The sequence below is a fragment of the Streptomyces tuirus genome (genome assembly GCF_014701095.1).
In the GTDB taxonomy this organism is placed as follows: Bacteria; Actinomycetota; Actinomycetes; order Streptomycetales; family Streptomycetaceae; genus Streptomyces; species Streptomyces tuirus.
Genome location: NZ_AP023439.1, coordinates 5,645,319 through 5,662,700 on the forward strand (window position 1 = coordinate 5,645,319; position 17,382 = coordinate 5,662,700).

The window sequence follows — 17,382 nt, forward strand, 5'->3', positions numbered from 1 at the left end:
CGCCCGCATGAGCTCTTCGCCCGCCGACCTGGTCCGTGAATTCCACCGCGCCTTCGGCCTGGACGCCCGCAGTACGCCGACGGAGGTCTCCCCGGAACTCGCCGCTCACCGGGGCGAGCTTCTCGCCGAGGAGGCCGCCGAGGTGGCGGAGGTGTCGGTGCGCGGCCCGCTCGACCGGCTCGCGCACGAGCTGGCGGACGTGGTCTACGTCGCCTACGGCACCGCCCTGGTGCACGGCATCGACCTGGACGCGGTGCTCGCCGAGGTCCACCGCTCCAACATGACGAAGATCGGCCCCGACGGCTCGGTCTCCCGCCGTGCGGACGGCAAGGTCCTCAAGGGGGAGCACTACGAGGCGCCGGACGTGCCGGGGGTGCTGCGCAAACAGGGGTGGGCGCCGGGCGGGAGCGCCTGACCCGGTACCGCCCGGGGGCCCCGGACGTCCCCGGGGGCCCCGGTTCGGGGCTTCGGACGCGCGCCGCCCGGCCCGCCCTCCTCAGTCGGCGACCGGCGCCTCGGCCTCGGCCGCCCGGGGCGCCGGCTCCGGCCGACGGGGCTCGCGGCGCCGATCCCACCAGCTCGCCACCGGCTCGGTGTAGCGCGCGGTGAGCGGGCCCAGCACCACCAGGATCAGGACGTAGGCCGTGGCCAGGGGGCCGAGGGACGGTTCGATACCGGCCGAGACCGCCAGACCGGCGATGACGATCGAGAACTCGCCGCGCGCCACCAGCGCGCCGCCCGCCCGCCAGCGGCCCTTGACGGAGATCCCTGCGCGCCGGGCCGCCCAGTACCCGGTGGCGATCTTCGTCAGCGCGGTGAGGACGGCCAGCCCGAGGGCGGGCAGCAGCACGGGCGGGATGCTCGACGGGTCGGTGTGCAGTCCGAAGAAGACGAAGAAGACCGCCGCGAACAGGTCGCGCAGCGGGCTCAGCAGGGTGTGGGCACCCTCCGCGACCTCACCCGACAGCGCGATGCCCACCAGGAAGGCCCCGACCGCCGCCGACACCTGGAGCTGCTGTGCGACGCCCGCGACCAGGATCGTCAGACCCAGCACGACCAGCAGCAGCTTCTCCGGGTCGTCGCTGGATACGAACCGCGAGATGAGCCTGCCGTAGCGCACGGCCAGGAACAGTACGAGCCCGGCCGCGCCCAGCGCGATCGCCAGGGTCACGCTCCCGGCCATCAGGCCGACCCCCGCCACCAGCGCGGTGACGATGGGCAGGTACACCGCCATCGCCAGATCCTCCAGCACCAGCACGCTGAGGATCACCGGCGTCTCCCGGTTGCCGACCCGGCCCAGATCGCCCAGCACCTTCGCGATCACGCCGGAGGACGAGATCCAAGTGACTCCGGCCAGCACGACGGCGGCCACCGGGCCCCAGCCGAGCAGCAGCGCCACGGCCGCCCCGGGCAGCGCGTTGAGGGCGCAGTCGACCAGACCGGACGGGTAGTGGGTCTTGAGGTTGGAGACCAGATCGCTCGCCGTGTACTCCAGGCCCAGCATCAGCAGCAGCAGGATGACGCCGATCTCCGCGCCCGTGGCGACGAACTCCTCGCTCGCGCCCAGCGGCAGCAGACCGCCCTCTCCGAAGGCCAGACCGGCCAGGAGGTACAGGGGTATCGGGGAGAGCCGGAACCGGGCGGCGAACCGGCCGAGCAGGCCGAGGCCGAGAATGATGGAACCGAACTCGATGAGCAGAACCGCGGAGTGCAACGGCTCACTCCCGCCCGAGTATGGTCGCGGCCGCGTCGACGCCCTCGCGGGTCCCGACGACGATCAGCGTGTCACCGCCCGCCAGCCGGAAGTCCGGCGCGGGCGACGGGATGGCCTCGGCCCGGCGCAGCACGGCCACCACCGACGCGCCCGTCTCCGTACGCATCCGCATGTCGCCCAGCACCCGCCCGTTCCAGCGCGAGGTCGCGGCCACCTCGATCCGCTCGGCGACCAGCCCCAGGTCCGTGGTGTACAGCAGGCTCGGGCTGTGGTGGGACGGCTTCAGCGCGTCGATCAGCGATCCCGCCTCCGAGCTGGTCAGCTTCAGGGACTGGGCGCAGGAGTCGGGATCGTCTGACCGGTACACGTTCACCGTGCGCGTGCCGTCGCGGTGCGCCACCACCGACAGATGGCGGTGCTCCCGGGTCTCCAGGTCGTACTGGACCCCGATACCCGGTAGTGGCGTCGCCCTCAGGCGCGGAGCTGACACGTTGCTTCCCCTTGTTTCGTCTGGTTCGGTGTTTTTGTCGCACGTGGTCGCACGTGGTCGCACGTGGTCGCACGGTGGTCGCGCGTAGTCGGACGCTTTCGTACGTGGTCGCGCTTTGTCGGTCTGATGAGCCGTACCGATCATCGGACGGGTCACGTCCGCATGGTCCCATCCAGCCGTACGGTGACGACATGGGTGTCGTGACGGATATACGCAGTGGCCGGTCGCCGGAGAGGGTGGACGGGGCGGTGCACTGCGCGAAGGCGGGAAGGAGCGGATCCAGGAGCGTGTCGTTGTTCTGGCGGATCTTCTCGCTCAACGCCGCCGGCCTGGTCGTGGCCACGGCGCTGCTGCTCGGCCCGGTCACCGTGTCCACGCCCGTCCTCGTGGGCGAGGCCCTCGTCCTGCTAGGCGGCCTCGTACTGCTGCTCGCCGGCAACGCGCTCGTGCTGCGGTTCGGCCTGGTGCCCCTGCAACGGCTGGACCGGGCCATGGCCACCGCCGACCTGCTGCGTCCGGGCTCCCGGCCGGTGGTCGCGGGACCGGCGGAGACGGCCGGGCTGATCACGACGTACAACACGATGCTCGACCGGCTGGAGGCCGAGCGCGCCACGGGCGCCGCCCGGGCGCTGTCCGCGCAGGAGAGCGAACGCCACCGGATCGCCCGGGAGCTCCACGACGAGGTCGGGCAGACCCTGACCGCCGTCCTCCTCCAGCTCAAGCGCGTCGCGGATCTGGCGCCGGAGGACCTTCGCGAGGAGGTGGGCCAGGCGCAGGAGGCGACCCGGGCCGGCCTGGACGAGATCCGCCGGATCGCCCGCCGGCTGCGCCCCGGTGTGCTGGAGGAGCTCGGGCTGGCCAGCGCCCTGCGCTCACTCGCCGGCGAGTTCACGACCCACGGGCTGACCGTGCGTCACCACGTCACCGGCGAGCTCCCCGCCCTGACCCCCGAAGCGGAACTGGTCGTCTACCGGGTCGCCCAGGAGGGCCTGACCAACACCGCCCGGCACGCCGCCGCCGACCGTGCCGAACTCCGCCTCCAGGCGGTCCCCGACGGCGTCGAACTCCTCGTACGCGACAACGGCTCGGGCCTCGGCGGCGCTCCCGAGGGCGCCGGTCTCACCGGCATGCGCGAACGCGCGCTGCTCGTCGGCGCAGCCCTGGCCCTGGAGACAGCGCCGGGCGGGGGCACCGACGTACGGCTGCGCGTACCGGTCGCCGTGCGCGAACCAGTGACCGAAGGACCCCGCTGATGCCCACACCGATCCGCGTGCTGCTCGCCGACGACCACACCCTCGTGCGCCGGGGTGTGCGCCTCATCCTCGACGGGGAGCCCGACCTCACGGTGGTGGCCGAGGCCGGGGACGGCGCCGAGGCCGTCGCCAAGGCCCGGGAGACCCCGGTGGACCTGGCCGTCCTGGACGTGGCCATGCCCCGCATGACCGGCCTCCAGGCCGCGCGGGAGCTCTCCCGCCGGCTGCCCGACCTGCACATCCTCATCCTGACCATGTACGACAACGAGGAGTACTTCTTCGAGGCGCTCAGGGCCGGGGCCAGCGGCTACGTCCTCAAGTCCGTCGCCGACCGCGACCTGGTGGAGGCCTGCCGGGCGGCCGTGCGCGACGAGCCGTTCATCTACCCGGGCGCCGAACGCGCCCTGGTCCGCTCCTACCTGGAGCGGCTGCACCGTGGCGACGGCCTGCCGGAGCGGGCCATCACCGAACGCGAGGAGGAGATCCTCAAGCTGGTCGCCGAGGGCCACACCTCGAAGGAGATCGGCGAACTCCTCTTCATCAGCGCCAAGACGGTCGAACGCCACCGCGCCAACCTGCTGCAGAAACTCGGCATGCGCGACCGCCTGGAGCTGACCCGCTATGCGATCAGGGCCGGACTCATCGAACCCTGAGCCCGGGCGGAGGTTGTCCACAGGCGGCCGAGCCACTTTCGCCGAGCGCCTACCCTTGTCCCCATGAGCAGCATCGACCGGAGCCAGTCAGTGGGCGGCACACGCACATACGAGGTACGCACCTACGGGTGCCAGATGAACGTCCACGACTCCGAGCGATTGTCCGGACTGCTGGAGGACGCGGGCTACGTCCGTGCCCCCGAGGGCGCCGACGAGGCGGACGTCGTCGTCTTCAACACCTGCGCCGTGCGGGAGAACGCCGACAACAAGCTGTACGGCAACCTCGGCCACCTCGCCCCGAAGAAGGCGAGCCGCCCCGGCATGCAGATCGCGGTCGGCGGCTGCCTCGCCCAGAAGGACCGCGACACCATCGTGAAGAGGGCGCCCTGGGTGGACGTCGTCTTCGGCACGCACAACATCGGCAAACTGCCGGTCCTGCTGGAGCGCGCCCGCGTGCAGGAGGAGGCGCAGGTCGAGATCGCCGAGTCGCTGGAGGCGTTCCCCTCGACCCTGCCCACCCGCCGCGAGAGCGCCTACGCCGCCTGGGTCTCCATCTCCGTCGGCTGCAACAACACCTGCACCTTCTGCATCGTCCCGGCCCTGCGCGGCAAGGAGAAGGACCGCCGTCCCGGCGACATCCTCGCCGAGATCGAGGCCCTGGTCGCCGAGGGCGTCTCCGAGATCACGCTGCTCGGGCAGAACGTCAACGCCTACGGCTCCGACATCGGCGACCGTGAGGCCTTCAGCAAGCTGCTGCGCGCCTGCGGGACGATCGACGGCCTGGAGCGCGTCCGCTTCACCTCCCCGCACCCGCGGGACTTCACCGACGACGTCATCGCCGCCATGGCCGAGACGCCGAACGTGATGCCGCAGCTGCACATGCCGCTACAGTCCGGCTCGGACCCGGTCCTGAAGGCGATGCGCCGCTCCTACCGCCAGGACCGCTTCCTCGGCATCATCGAGAAGGTCCGCGCCGCCATCCCGCACGCCGCGATCAGCACGGACATCATCGTGGGCTTCCCCGGCGAGACCGAGGAGGACTTCGAGCAGACGCTGCACGTGGTGCGCGAGGCCCGCTTCGCCCAGGCCTTCACCTTCCAGTACTCCAAGCGGCCCGGCACCCCGGCCGCCGACATGGACGGCCAGATTCCCAAGAAGGTCGTCCAGGAGCGCTACGAGCGGCTCGTCGCCCTCCAGGAGGAGATCTCCTGGGAGGAGAACAAGAAGCAGGTCGGCCGCACGCTGGAGCTGATGGTCGCCGAGGGCGAGGGCCGCAAGGACGACACCACCCACCGCCTCTCCGGCCGCGCCCCCGACAGCCGCCTCGTCCACTTCACCAAGCCGGACCAGGAGGTCCGCCCCGGCGACGTGGTCACGGTCGAGATCACCTACGCCGCCCCGCACCACCTCCTCGCCGAGGGCCCCGTGCTGGACGTGCGCCGCACGCGCGCGGGCGACGCCTGGGAGAAGCGCAACGCGGCCGAGAAGGCCAAGCCCGTAGGCGTGATGCTGGGCCTGCCCAAGATCGGCGCGCCCGAGCCCATGCCCGCCGTGGCGAGCGGGTGCGGCTGCGACTGAGCCGGGCCGCCGCCCCGAGCGGTGGCGGCGGCTCCCGCTCCTGAGAGCTACCCTGCCGATCATGCTTGTCGCCGCCGCTGTCTGCCCCTGCCCGCCCCTGCTGGTCCCCGAGGTCGCCGCGGGCGCCGCCACGGAACTGGACGCCGCGCGGGCCGCGTGCACGGACGCGCTGGGGGTGCTCGCCGCCGCCCGGCCCGGTCGGCTCGTGGTCGTCGGACCGGTGGACGGAGCCGGGGCCGAGGCGTACCCGGAGGGGACGGCGGGGTCCTTCCGGGGCTTCGGCGTCGACCTCGACGTACGGCTGGGAGCGGCCGAGGGCCCGGACACCGCACAGCGGCTGCCGTACGCGCTGGCAGTCGCGGCCTGGCTGCTGGAGCGGACCGGGTGGTCCGACGCCCCGGTCGAGGGTCTCGGCGTGGGGGAGTCGTGCCCGCCCGAGCTGTGCGCGCGGACCGGAAGGGACGTCGCTGCCCGGGACGAGCGGGTCGCCCTGCTGGTGATGGGCGACGCGAGCGCGTGCCGGACGGTCAAGGCCCCGGGCTATCTGGACGAACGGGCGGCGCCCTTCGACGCGGAGGTCGCACGCGCGCTCGGCGCGGCCGACCTGGCGGCCCTCACCACGCTGGACACGGGACTGGCACACGAGCTGAAGGTCTCCGGCAGGGCCCCCTGGCAAGTCCTGGCGGGGGCGGCCGACGGCGCGGACCTCGGCGGCTCCCTGCTGTACGAGGACGCGCCCTACGGCGTGGGGTACGTCGTCGCCGCCTGGTCGTAGAGCGGGGCGGCGGAGCGCGGGAAGCGACCGTGTGGTCGTGGACCGGGCGGCAGGGAGTGGGAACGGCGGACGGCCGGGAGCTGGGTGCTCCGCGGCCGTCCGACGATGTGCCTCAGTGTGCCGATGTGCGCAGAGAACCGTTGCTGGGTGCACGGAATCTGCTGCGCCGATGCGCGCTCAGGAGGTGGGCGGTGGTGCCTCCGGAGGCGGAGTGCCGCCCGTGTCCCGCGGCGGAGCCGTCCGTCCGGTGCCGGGCGGCGGTGTCGTGCGGTCCGGGCCGGGTGTCGTCGTGGCGTCCGTGCCGGACGCCGTCGTGCCGCCCGGGTCCGGTGCGGTGTCGCCATGGTGGGTGAGTCGGTCCATGGCGCCCTTGGCCCGGCCCGTGCCCGACTGGATCCTGTCGCTGTACTTGCCCTTGGTCGTCTTGTCGACGGCCTGCGCGGCCTTGTCGAGACCGTGATGGATCTTGCCCTCGTGCCGCTGTGCGAGGTCCGAGACCTTGCCCTTGGCCGGGCCCAGCTTGGCTTTCACGTTGTCCATGAGACCCATGGCTCACCTTCCCTCGCGCAGGGCGGTCAGGTACGGGCGCCCTCGCCGGCCTCGTTGTCTGCCGCCTTCTCGGTGGATTGCTGCTTGGGGATGTCGACAGCCTCGGACTCGCCGGACTCGGTGGACTTGGAAGCCTCGGTGGTGGCCTCGGCAGTCGGCTCCGCCGCTTCCTCCGCTCCGTCGGTGCCCTTCGTCTCCGCGGCCTCGGCCGCCTCCGTCCCGGGCCCGGCCTTCGCTGTGTCGGTCTGAGCCTCGGCCGCAGGCGTCTCCGCCGTGGCCTTCGACCGCCGGAGAAGTCGTGCAAAAACGCCCATATCCACTCCATACGTTACTCGTGCGGGCGAAATCCCGCGTTGCCCGGTGCGTCAATTTGCGCGGCCCGGGCCGCCGCCTCCGCGATCCGGCGGCAGGAACCTCGCAACGGGCAACGACCCCGCGGCCGTCGCGTCACGTAACTCGTTCGAGACCGGTGGTCGAGGTTTGCGAGACTGGGGCGGTGAGCAGTGCACTCCCCGCCCCCCGCGTCATCGCCGTCGTCGGACCAACTGCGGCCGGAAAGTCCGATCTGGGCGTATTCCTGGCTCAGCGTCTCGGCGGTGAAGTCGTCAACGCCGATTCCATGCAGCTCTACCGAGGGATGGACATCGGCACCGCCAAGCTGACGCCCGAGGAGCGCGGCGGCGTCCCCCACCATCTGCTGGACATCTGGGACGTGACCGTCACGGCGTCCGTCGCCGAGTACCAGCGTCTGGCCCGGGAGCGCATCGAGGCGCTGCTCGCCGAGGGCCGCTGGCCGATCCTGGTCGGCGGCTCGGGACTGTATGTGCGCGGGGCTGTCGACAACCTGGAGTTCCCCGGCACCGACCCAGAGGTCCGCGCCCGCCTGGAGGAGGAGCTCACGCTGCGCGGCTCCGGAGCGCTGCACGCCCGCCTGGCCGCCGCCGACCCCGAGGCCGCCCGCGCGATCCTGCCGAGCAACGGCCGCCGGGTCGTCCGCGCCCTGGAGGTGATCGAGATCACCGGCCGGCCCTTCACGGCCAACCTCCCCGGCCACGACTCGGTCTACGACACCCTCCAGATCGGGGTCGACGTGGCCCGCCCCGAGCTGGACGAGCGCATCGCGCGCCGGGTCGACCGGATGTGGGACGCCGGCCTCGTGGACGAGGTGAGCGCACTTCAGGCGCAGGGGTTGCGTGAAGGGCGTACGGCCTCGCGCGCGCTCGGCTACCAGCAGGTGCTCGCGGCGCTCGCCGGGGAGTGCACCCTCGAGGAAGCGCGGACCGAGACCGTGCGTGCCACCAAGCGCTTCGCGCGCCGCCAGGATTCATGGTTCAGGCGCGATCCACGGGTGCACTGGTTGAGTGGGGCGGCGGCCGATCGCACGGAACTTCCGCAGCTCGCGCTGTCCTTGGTCGAACGACCGGTTACAGCCTGATCACGTCATGGCATCGGGACGCCCAGGCCGTCATCCGGTCCTTCGGCGGCGTGCCATCATCGAGCTTCGATCGACCGAGTTGAGTCCTAGTTGGGAGGGCGCGTGGCGATGGAGGCCGGCCCTCGCGACACCGCACGAAGCACCGATCACATCACCGCCGAGCGGGATGGGGCGGGGCACGGGGACGCACCGGAGCAGGAGACGGACCACCTCAGCTCCGACGGGCCCGACGAGACGCAGGGTGTGACGGACGACGGCCCCGAGCCCGGCGAGATGTTCGCCGACGAGGTCGAGGTCGAACTGCGCCCGCAGCGCCGGCTCCGCATCTGGCAGCTGGCTCCCATCGTGGGCCTCGCGGCACTCGGCTCCCTGATGTTCGCCTTCCCGCTCGCCTTCGACTTCGGCGACAGCGGGGCCGTCATCGCCATGCTGGGCCTGCTGATCTGCTCCTGTGCGGCCGGCTGGGGCATGATGGCCGCCCGTCGCGTGGGCTACACCTGGCCGGGCCTGCCGGCCCGCGGCTCGGGCCGCAGACCCGACTGGCGGGTCGCCCTGGCGTACGCCCTGGTCGTGGCCGTCGTGGTGGTCCTCGCCGTGTGGCGGGTGGCACGGCTCCGGTAGGACGCGGGCCCCGTTTCCGGTTGGCACGGCTCCGGTAGCGGACGCGTGCCCCGTTACGATCGAGGCATGAGCACGCGGATCGCCTTCCTCAAGGGGCACGGCACCGAGAACGACTTCGTGATCGTCCCGGACCCCGAGAACGCCATCGACCTGCCCCCGGCCGCCGTCGCCGCCCTGTGTGACCGCCGCGCCGGCATCGGCGGTGACGGGCTGCTGCACGTCGTGCGGTCCGCCGCCCACCCGGAGGCCGGGGACATGGCGGCGGAGGCGGAGTGGTTCATGGACTACCGCAACGGCGACGGCTCGGTCGCGGAGATGTGCGGCAACGGCGTACGGGTGTTCGCGCGCTACCTCCAGCGCGCCGGTTACGTGACCGAGGGGGACCTCACGGTCGCCACCCGCGGGGGCGTGAAGACCGTGCACATCGCCAAGGACGGTGACGTCACCGTGGGCATGGGCCGGGCGGTGCTCCCAGAAGGCGACGTCACGGTGAGTGTCGGCGAGCGCAGCTGGCCCGCGCGGAACGTCAACATGGGCAACCCGCACGCGGTCGCCTTCGTGGACGATCTCTCGCACGCCGGTGATCTGCTCTCCCCGCCGCCCTTCAGCCCGGCCGCCGCCTACCCGGACGGTGTGAACGTGGAGTTCGTGGTCGACCGCGGCCCCGGGCACGTCGCGCTGCGCGTGCACGAGCGCGGCTCCGGTGAGACCCGCTCGTGCGGCACCGGCGCGTGCGCGGTCGCCGTGGCCGCCGCCCGCCGCGACGGCGCCGACCCGACGGCCACGGGCACCCCCGCGACCTACACCGTGGACGTCCCGGGCGGCACCCTGGTGATCACCGAGCGGCCCGACGGCGAGATCGAGATGACCGGCCCGGCCGTGATCGTGGCCGAGGGCGAGATCGACGCGGACTGGCTGGAAGCCGCCACCTCCGCGTGAGCGGCAGCGGGTCGTCCTGAAAGATCCGCCCGGCTTCGGCCACCCGACCCTAAACCACCGTTGATATCCGGCCACTTGGCGGGAATCACGTTGTAAGAGTGGTGGCGTAGGAGGGTACAAACCTCACATTCATCCCTCGAATGGGTGATCAGTTTCACGCTCGGCGAGAGGCGGCCAGTCGGGCGTGGTGGGCTCGGTAGCATCAAGCACCGGCCCGGACGGGGGACCGAAGCCGCTCCCTGAGCCGTGTCCGCTCTGGGGCACCCGTCCGCCGGTTGACGCAGCCGGAGGTGCCCATGAGTGCGGAGGCCACGAATTCCGTGACCCCAGGCCCGATGCCGGGCGCGGTGTCAGGACAGGTGACGCCGACAGCCCCCCGCAGAAAGGCCCGCCCCCGGATCGACCTGCGCCGCCTCGGCCGCGCCGCCCTGCTGGGCCCCACCGCCCGCGGCCGGCTGCCCGACGCCATCAGCCATGTCGTCGAGGCCCACCGCGCCCACCACCCCGACGCGGACCTCGAACCCCTGCGCCACGCCTACGTCCTGGCCGAGTCCTCGCACCGCGGCCAGATGCGCAAGAGCGGCGAGCCGTACATCACGCACCCGCTCGCGGTGACCCTGATCCTCGCCGAACTCGGTGCCGAGACCACGACCTTGACCGCGTCCCTGCTGCACGACACCGTCGAGGACACGGACGTGACGCTCGACCAGGTACGCGACCAGTTCGGCGAGGAGGTCCGCTACCTCGTCGACGGCGTCACCAAACTGGAGAAGGTCGACTACGGCGCCGCCGCCGAGCCCGAGACGTTCCGCAAGATGCTCGTCGCCACCGGCAACGACGTCCGTGTCATGTCGATCAAACTCGCCGACCGTCTGCACAACATGCGCACCCTCGGCGTCATGCGCCCCGAGAAACAGGAGCGCATCGCCAAGGTGACACGTGACGTGCTCATCCCGCTCGCCGAACGGCTCGGCGTCCAGGCGCTCAAGACCGAACTGGAAGACCTCGTCTTCGCGATCCTGCATCCCGAGGAGTACGCGCACACCAGGGAGCTGATCGTCCGCAACGCGGCCCGCGCGGACGACCCGCTTGCCGAGGTCGCCGACGAGGTGCGCGGTGTCCTGCGCGAGGCGGACATCACGGCCGAAGTCCTCATCAGACCCCGGCACTTCGTCTCGGTGCACCGCGTCTCCCGCAAACGCGGCCGGCTGCGCGGCTCCGATTTCGGCCGTGTCCTGGTGCTGGTGAACGAGGACGCCGACTGCTACGGCGTCCTGGGCGAGCTGCACACCTGTATGAAGCCGGTGGTCTCGGAGTTCAAGGACTTCATCGCCGTACCGAAGTTCAACCTGTACCAGTCGCTGCACACGGCCGTGGCGCGCGAGGACGGCCAGGTCGTCGAGGTCCTGATCCGCACGCACCAGATGCACAAGGTCGCCGAGGCCGGTGTCATCGCCCTCGGCAACCCGTACGCACCGGCCCCCGAGGACCCGGCCGACGGCGAGCGCGTCGACCCCACCCGCCCCGGCTGGCTCTCCCGGCTCCTCGACTGGCAGGAGGCGGCACCCGACCCCGACCACTTCTGGTCGACCCTGCGCGAGGACCTCGCCCAGGACCGCGAGATCACCGTCTTCCGGCCCGACGGCGGCACCCTCGGCCTGCCCGAGGGCGCCACCTGCGTGGACGCCGCGTACGCGCAGTACGGCGAGGACGCGCACGCCTGTATCGGGGCTCGGGTCAACGGCCGCCTGGCGACGCTGAGCACCGTCCTGAAGGACGGCGACACCGTACAGCTCCTCATGGGCCAGGACCCGGCGTCGGAGCCCTCCCGGGAGTGGCTCGAGCACGCCCACACGCCCGCGGCCCGGATCGCCATCCAGCGGTGGCTGACCGCCCATCCGGCGCAGGCGGAGTCCCAGCAGCAGAACGAGGCGCGGTCCGCCGGGGACCGCCCGGCCTTGCGGCCCGTCGGCGTGCCCGACCCGGACGCGGCCCCGGAGCAGCCCGCCGACCGCCCCGGCACCGGTCATGTCCTCGCCGACCGCCCCGGCACGGGCCATGTCCTCGCAGACCTGCCCGGCGCGACCGTCCGGCTCGCCCGCTGCTGTACGCCCGTACCGCCCGACGAGATCACCGGTTTCGCGGTACGCGGAGGAGCGGTCACCGTGCACCGCGTGGAGTGCGCCGCGGTCGCGCGCATGAAGGACGGGGGGCGCGCGGAGGTCGGCGTGCGCTGGGGGGAGACCGGTGAATGCCGGGTCACGCTGGTCGCCGAATCGTTCGTCCGGCCCCATCTGCTGGCCGACCTCACCGAGGCCATGGCCTCCGAGGGTGCCGAGATCGTCTCGGCGACCGTCGAGCCCCCGACCCAGCAGCAGGTGCGGCACACCTACACCGTGCAGCTCCCGGACGCCGGTCACCTGCCCGCCCTGATGCGCGCGATGCGCAATGTGGCCGGGGTGTACGACGTCAGCCGGGCCCAGCCGCAGCCGCAGGGCGGGTGACCGGCCAGGGGAAGCCGCAGGGCGGGTGACCGGCCGGGGGAGCCGAAGGACGGCTGACCGACCGGGGGCTGCGTATGGCCCTGCCGGGTTCGCCCCGCACGGCTGGCACGGCCCTGCCGGGTTCGCCGGGCTCGCCGGGTTCGCGGGGAGGCCCTGGGGCGGTGGAGCGCCCAGTCCCGGCGGCCTCAGCCGCAGCCGGGTCGGCACCCGGCGCAGGCTCCGGTCCCCGGTTCGGGTGGGACGAAAGCGCGCCGTCCCCGCGGCTCGCCCGCGCGCTGATAGCCGTGGGGCATGCTCCTGACCCCCCACAGCCAGGCCATCACCTCCACCAGGCGGCGCCGGACCGCCGCCGCCCTGCTCACTTCGGCGATCTCCGTCTGCCTCGTCGCCGCGAGCGCGCCCGTCGTCCCGCTCGGCGTCGGCGACCGGCTCTTCCCGTACCTCGGCAACCCGGGCTACGACGTGGCGTCGTACGACCTCTCGTTCACCTATCCGGGCAACAACAGCGAACCGCTGCGGGCCGTCACCACCATCGACGCCTGGACGACCGCCGACCTGGACCACGTCAACCTGGACTTCGCCCACGGAACCGTCGAGTCGGTCGAGGTCGACGGCGACCCCGCCGAGTTCCGCAGCGCCGGCGAGGACCTGGTGATCACGCCCGAGGACTCCGTGTCGGACGGAAACTGGATGCGGATCACGGTGCGGCACACCAGTGATCCCACGCCCGTCAAGGATCGCGAGGGCGGCTGGGTGCGCACCGCGGACGGCCTCGCCATGGCCAACCAGGCCGACGCCGCGCACCTGGTCTTCCCATGCAACGACCACCCCTCCGACAAGGCGATGTTCACCATCCGGGTCACCGCGCCCGACGGTCACACGGCCGTCGCCAACGGCCTGCCCGCCGGAGTGGAGAAGTCCGGCGGCTCCACGACCTGGACCTACCGCAGCCAGCACCCCATGGCCACTGAACTCACCCAGGTCTCCATCGGCCGCTCCACGGTGCTGCACCGCACCGGCCCGCACGGACTGCCCGTACGGGACGTCGTCCCGACCGAGCACCGCAAGGCGCTCGAACCCTGGCTGGAGAAGACCCCCGGCCAGATCGCCTGGATGGAGAGCAAGGTCGGCCGCTACCCCTTCGAGGCGTACGGCCTGCTCATGGCTGACGCCACCACCGGCTTCGAACTGGAGACCCAGACCCTCTCCCTCTTCGAACGGGAACTCTTCACCGATCCCGTCTACCCCCCGTGGTACGTCGAGTCGATCATGGTCCACGAGCTGGCCCACCAGTGGTTCGGCAACAGCGTCGGCCCCCGCACCTGGTCCGACCTGTGGCTCAACGAGGGGCACGCCACCTGGTACGAGGCGCTGTACGCCGAGGAGCAGGCGGACAAGCCGATGCGGGACCGGATGAAGGCCGCCTACGCCGCGTCCGACCGCTGGCGCGCCGCCGGCGGACCGCCCGCCGCCCCCAAGGCACCCGACCCCGGCCGCAAGACCAGCATCTTCCGGCCCAACGTCTACGACGGCGCCGCGCTCGTCCTGTACGCCCTGCGCGAGGAGATCGGCCGTCCGGCCTTCGAACGCCTGGAACGCGCCTGGGTCGGCCGCCACCAGGACGACACCGCCACGACGGAGGACTTCGTCCGGCTCGCCACCGAGATCGCCGGGCGCGACCTGGACGGCTTCTTCCAGGGCTGGCTGTACGGCGAGAAGACTCCGCCGATGCCGGGGCACCCGGACTGGAAGCCGAAGGCTCCCGCCGCGAAGCGGGAGGCTCCTGAGGGGAGGCCGAAGGTCCCCGCGGCGAAGCCGGAGGCCCCCGAGAAGCAGGCCCGGCCGGCGATGCCGTCCGCCCGATAACACAGTGACGAGACGCCCCGTGCCGTGCGACCATCTTCAGGTCGACGCGGCACGGAACGCCGGGAATCTCCCGGACCACCCGTGCGTTGCAGACAGTGAACAGTGAACGGTTTCCACCTACGTAAGGATCCAATGACCTCCTCTTCTTCCTTTTCCCAGGACTCCAAGCGCTTCGCGCACAGCCACCCCGATGGTTTTCGGGCCGATGCCCTGATGGAAGAGGACGTCGCCTGGAGCCACGAGATCGACGGAGAGCGGGACGGCGATCAGTTCGACCGCTCCGACCGCGCGGCGCTGCGCCGTGTGGTGGGCCTCTCCACCGAACTCGAGGACGTCACCGAGGTCGAGTACCGCCAGCTCCGCCTGGAGCGGGTCGTCCTCGTCGGCGTCTGGACCTCGGGAACCGTGCAGGACGCGGAGAACTCCCTCGCGGAGCTCGCCGCCCTCGCCGAGACGGCCGGCGCGCTGGTGCTCGACGGAGTCACCCAGCGCCGTGACAAGCCCGACGCGGCCACCTACATCGGCTCCGGCAAGGCCGAGGAGCTGCGCGACATCGTCATCGAGACGGGCGCGGACACCGTCATCTGTGACGGTGAGCTCAGCCCCGGCCAGCTGATCCACCTCGAGGACGTCGTCAAGGTCAAGGTCATCGACCGGACGGCCCTGATCCTGGACATCTTCGCCCAGCACGCCAAGTCCCGAGAGGGCAAGGCGCAGGTCGCTCTCGCGCAGATGCAGTACATGCTGCCGCGACTGCGCGGCTGGGGTCAGTCGCTGTCCCGGCAGATGGGCGGCGGCAAGGGCGGCGGCCTCGCCACCCGTGGTCCCGGTGAGACCAAGATCGAGACGGACCGGCGCCGGATCCGCGAGAAGATGGCGAAGATGCGCCGGGAGATCGCGGAGATGAAGACCGGCCGCGAGATCAAGCGCCAGGAGCGCAAGCGCAACAAGGTGCCGTCCGTGGCCATCGCGGGCTACACCAACGCCGGCAAGTCCTCGCTGCTCAACCGCCTCACGGGCGCGGGCGTGCTGGTCGAGAACGCCCTGTTCGCGACCCTCGACCCGACCGTGCGCCGGGCCGAGACCCCGAGCGGGCGGCTGTACACGCTGGCCGACACGGTCGGGTTCGTGCGCCACCTGCCCCACCACCTGGTCGAGGCGTTCCGTTCCACGATGGAGGAGGTCGGCGAGTCCGACCTGATCCTGCACGTGGTCGACGGTTCGCACCCGTTCCCGGAGGAGCAGCTGGCCGCCGTGCGCGAGGTGGTCCGGGACGTCGGTGCCACCGATGTGCCCGAGATCGTCGTGATCAACAAGGCCGACGCGGCCGACCCGCTGACGCTCCAGCGGCTGCTGCGCGTCGAGAAGCGGTCCATCGCCGTCTCGGCCCGCACCGGCCAGGGCATCGAGGAGCTGCTCGCGCTCCTCGACAACGAGCTGCCGCGCCCGTCGGTCGAGATCGAGGCGCTCGTGCCGTACACGCACGGCAAGCTGGTCGCCCGTGCCCACGACGAGGGCGAGGTGATCTCCGAGGAGCACACCCCGGAGGGCACCCTGCTCAAGGTGCGGGTACACGAGGAGCTGGCGGCGGAACTCACGCCGTACGTTCCGACGCCTGCGCTCTGAGCCTGACCTGAACGCGAGCTGAGCGCGACGTGAGCGCGACCTGAGCGCGCGTCTGAGTGCGTCTCTGATGCGACGCGAGAAGGCCCGCTCCCTGCCAAGGGGAGCGGGCCTTCAGCATGCGCGGGTCACTGACCGCCGTACGTCTTGCTCATATTCTGGTAGAGCGCCTCGGCGTCCCGGCCCAGCTGCGGACCGGCCAGCCAGGTGTTGTCGGCCGGGCCGATCGAGGTGTTGGAGACCAGCACCGACTTGCCGTTCAGGACCCGGAACCAGCCGCCACCGGACGATCCGCCGGTCATGTCGCAGCCGATGCGGTACATCGTCGGCAGGGACGCGCTGAGCGAGAACCGGCCCGGGATGTCGATGCACTTGAACATCTTCTCGCCGTTGTAGGGCGGCGCGGCCGGGTAGCCCCATGCGCCCATCTTGGCGGCCTCGGCCGCGGACGGGGCGGAGAAGTCCACCTCCAGCGCGGCGCCGACCGTCTCCTCCAGGGACTTCGCGCCCTGCTCCGGCTTCACGTGCAGCACCGCGTAGTCGTACGCGGCTCCGTCGCCACCGCTCTGCGAACCGCCCTGGATCCACTGGTTCGAGGTCGAGGCCCAGTTCGCCCACCAGTTGCCGTAGGGGGCGACCTCGGCCGGGTTCGCGTTGCTGATCTCCGCCTCGGACTTGCCGAGGTCGTTGTAGGCCGGGACGAAGACGATGTTGCGGTACCAGCCGCCGTTGCCACCGGCGTGGACGCAGTGGCCCGCCGTCCACACCAGGTTGGACTTGCCCGGGTGGTTCACGTCCTTGACGACCGTGCCGGAGCAGACGGCCGGGCCGTCGGGAGAGTCGAAGAAGACCTTGCCGACCGGCGCCGCGTTGCGGTGGTACGGCGTCTTCTCGGCCTGCGCCCGGACAGGTGCCGGGTCCGGGTCGCTGACACCCTGGCCGGCCGACGCGTCCTTCGTCGTGACCGTCTTCTCGGCCTCCTCGGCGGACTGCATCCGCTCCGGCTTCCAGAGGCCCTCGATCACCGGGTTGACGAAGTCCTTGGCGTCACTGAGCCACTTGTCCTTGTCCCAGTCCTTCCAGCCGCCGTCCTTCCAGCGGTCGACGTCGATCCCGTGCTCCTTGAGCTTGCCCGCGAGATCGGCCGGAATCTCGACCTTGCCGCCGTCCGCGGCGGCCTGGGAACTGCCGGCGTCGGGCTTGTCGCCCGCCGAGTCCTCGGAGCCGTTGCAGGCGGTCGCGGTGAGTGCCAGGGCGGCGACGAGCCCGGTGGCGGCGAGGACGGTACGCCGCCCACGCCTGGATACGGACGTACGTGTGGAACGCATGGTGCGATGACCCCCGTTGTGCGTATGTGTGTATGTGGTGCTGGTGCTGGTGCG

General features: G+C 71.7%; 16 protein-coding genes. 11 read left to right on the forward strand and 5 right to left on the reverse strand.

Annotated elements, in window-relative coordinates:
• Positions 1-7 precede the first annotated feature (7 nt).
• The gene (locus tag IGS69_RS25975; protein WP_190902899.1) at positions 8-415 is read left to right on the forward strand and encodes a pyrophosphohydrolase domain-containing protein; all 408 of its coding nucleotides are present in this window, start codon (positions 8-10) and stop codon (positions 413-415) included.
• A gap of 81 nt (positions 416-496) precedes the next feature.
• Here the strand turns inward: IGS69_RS25975 and IGS69_RS25980 are convergent, their stop codons facing one another.
• On the reverse strand, positions 497-1,714 hold the full coding sequence (locus IGS69_RS25980) for a cation:proton antiporter (RefSeq protein ID WP_190902900.1): 1,218 nt from the start codon (positions 1,712-1,714) through the stop codon (positions 497-499).
• A 4-nt stretch (positions 1,715-1,718) separates the two neighbouring features.
• Positions 1,719-2,204: a cation:proton antiporter regulatory subunit gene (locus tag IGS69_RS25985; RefSeq protein WP_031103500.1), complete on the reverse strand. Its 486-nt coding sequence runs from the start codon at positions 2,202-2,204 to the stop codon at positions 1,719-1,721.
• Positions 2,205-2,491: 287 nt separating this feature from the next.
• Here IGS69_RS25985 and IGS69_RS25990 point away from each other — a divergent pair, with 287 nt between their 5' ends.
• The 4 genes from IGS69_RS25990 to IGS69_RS26005 all read left to right on the forward strand — a co-directional run bounded on the left by IGS69_RS25990 (position 2,492) and on the right by IGS69_RS26005 (position 6,463).
• Positions 2,492-3,457 (forward strand): sensor histidine kinase, encoded by a 966-nt coding sequence (locus IGS69_RS25990; protein ID WP_190902901.1) that lies wholly within the window; start codon positions 2,492-2,494, stop codon positions 3,455-3,457.
• Positions 3,457-4,110, forward strand: coding sequence for a response regulator (locus IGS69_RS25995; RefSeq protein WP_190902902.1), 654 nt, complete (start codon positions 3,457-3,459; stop codon positions 4,108-4,110). The genes IGS69_RS25990 and IGS69_RS25995 overlap by 1 nt, the downstream gene beginning before the upstream one ends.
• 63 nt (positions 4,111-4,173) lie before the next feature.
• Positions 4,174-5,688: a tRNA (N6-isopentenyl adenosine(37)-C2)-methylthiotransferase MiaB gene (gene miaB / locus IGS69_RS26000; RefSeq protein ID WP_190902903.1), complete on the forward strand. Its 1,515-nt coding sequence runs from the start codon at positions 4,174-4,176 to the stop codon at positions 5,686-5,688.
• Between the two features lie 61 nt (positions 5,689-5,749).
• A complete protein-coding gene (locus IGS69_RS26005) occupies positions 5,750-6,463 on the forward strand; it encodes a class III extradiol dioxygenase subunit B-like domain-containing protein (protein ID WP_190902904.1) in 714 nt (237 codons plus the stop codon).
• Between the two features lie 177 nt (positions 6,464-6,640).
• Here IGS69_RS26005 and IGS69_RS26010 read toward each other — a convergent pair whose 3' ends face one another.
• Both IGS69_RS26010 and IGS69_RS26015 read right to left on the reverse strand, forming a co-directional pair.
• On the reverse strand, positions 6,641-7,012 hold the full coding sequence (locus IGS69_RS26010; RefSeq protein WP_190902905.1) for an antitoxin: 372 nt from the start codon (positions 7,010-7,012) through the stop codon (positions 6,641-6,643).
• Between the two features lie 26 nt (positions 7,013-7,038).
• Positions 7,039-7,326, reverse strand: coding sequence for a hypothetical protein (locus IGS69_RS26015; RefSeq protein WP_190902906.1), 288 nt, complete (start codon positions 7,324-7,326; stop codon positions 7,039-7,041).
• A gap of 182 nt (positions 7,327-7,508) precedes the next feature.
• On the opposite strand from IGS69_RS26015, the gene miaA reads away from it, so the two are divergent.
• The 6 genes from miaA to hflX all read left to right on the forward strand — a co-directional run bounded on the left by miaA (position 7,509) and on the right by hflX (position 16,003).
• The gene (gene miaA, locus IGS69_RS26020; RefSeq protein WP_190902907.1) at positions 7,509-8,447 is read left to right on the forward strand and encodes a tRNA (adenosine(37)-N6)-dimethylallyltransferase MiaA; all 939 of its coding nucleotides are present in this window, start codon (positions 7,509-7,511) and stop codon (positions 8,445-8,447) included.
• A gap of 108 nt (positions 8,448-8,555) precedes the next feature.
• Entirely contained in the window at positions 8,556-9,068 is a 513-nt protein-coding gene (locus tag IGS69_RS26025; protein ID WP_190904644.1) for a hypothetical protein, read from the forward strand.
• 66 nt (positions 9,069-9,134) lie between these two features.
• Positions 9,135-10,007: a diaminopimelate epimerase gene (dapF, locus tag IGS69_RS26030; protein WP_190902908.1), complete on the forward strand. Its 873-nt coding sequence runs from the start codon at positions 9,135-9,137 to the stop codon at positions 10,005-10,007.
• A gap of 296 nt (positions 10,008-10,303) precedes the next feature.
• Entirely contained in the window at positions 10,304-12,511 is a 2,208-nt protein-coding gene (locus tag IGS69_RS26035; RefSeq protein WP_190902909.1) for a RelA/SpoT family protein, read from the forward strand.
• Between the two features lie 291 nt (positions 12,512-12,802).
• Positions 12,803-14,377: a M1 family metallopeptidase gene (locus IGS69_RS26040; RefSeq protein ID WP_190902910.1), complete on the forward strand. Its 1,575-nt coding sequence runs from the start codon at positions 12,803-12,805 to the stop codon at positions 14,375-14,377.
• Positions 14,378-14,509: 132 nt separating this feature from the next.
• Entirely contained in the window at positions 14,510-16,003 is a 1,494-nt protein-coding gene (hflX, locus tag IGS69_RS26045) for a GTPase HflX (protein WP_190902911.1), read from the forward strand.
• Positions 16,004-16,128: 125 nt separating this feature from the next.
• On the opposite strand, the gene IGS69_RS26050 is transcribed toward hflX, so the two are convergent.
• Positions 16,129-17,328 carry a trypsin-like serine peptidase gene (locus tag IGS69_RS26050; RefSeq protein WP_190902912.1) on the reverse strand — a complete coding sequence of 400 codons (1,200 nt, stop codon included), beginning with the start codon at positions 17,326-17,328 and terminating at the stop codon, positions 16,129-16,131.
• Positions 17,329-17,382 lie beyond the last annotated feature (54 nt).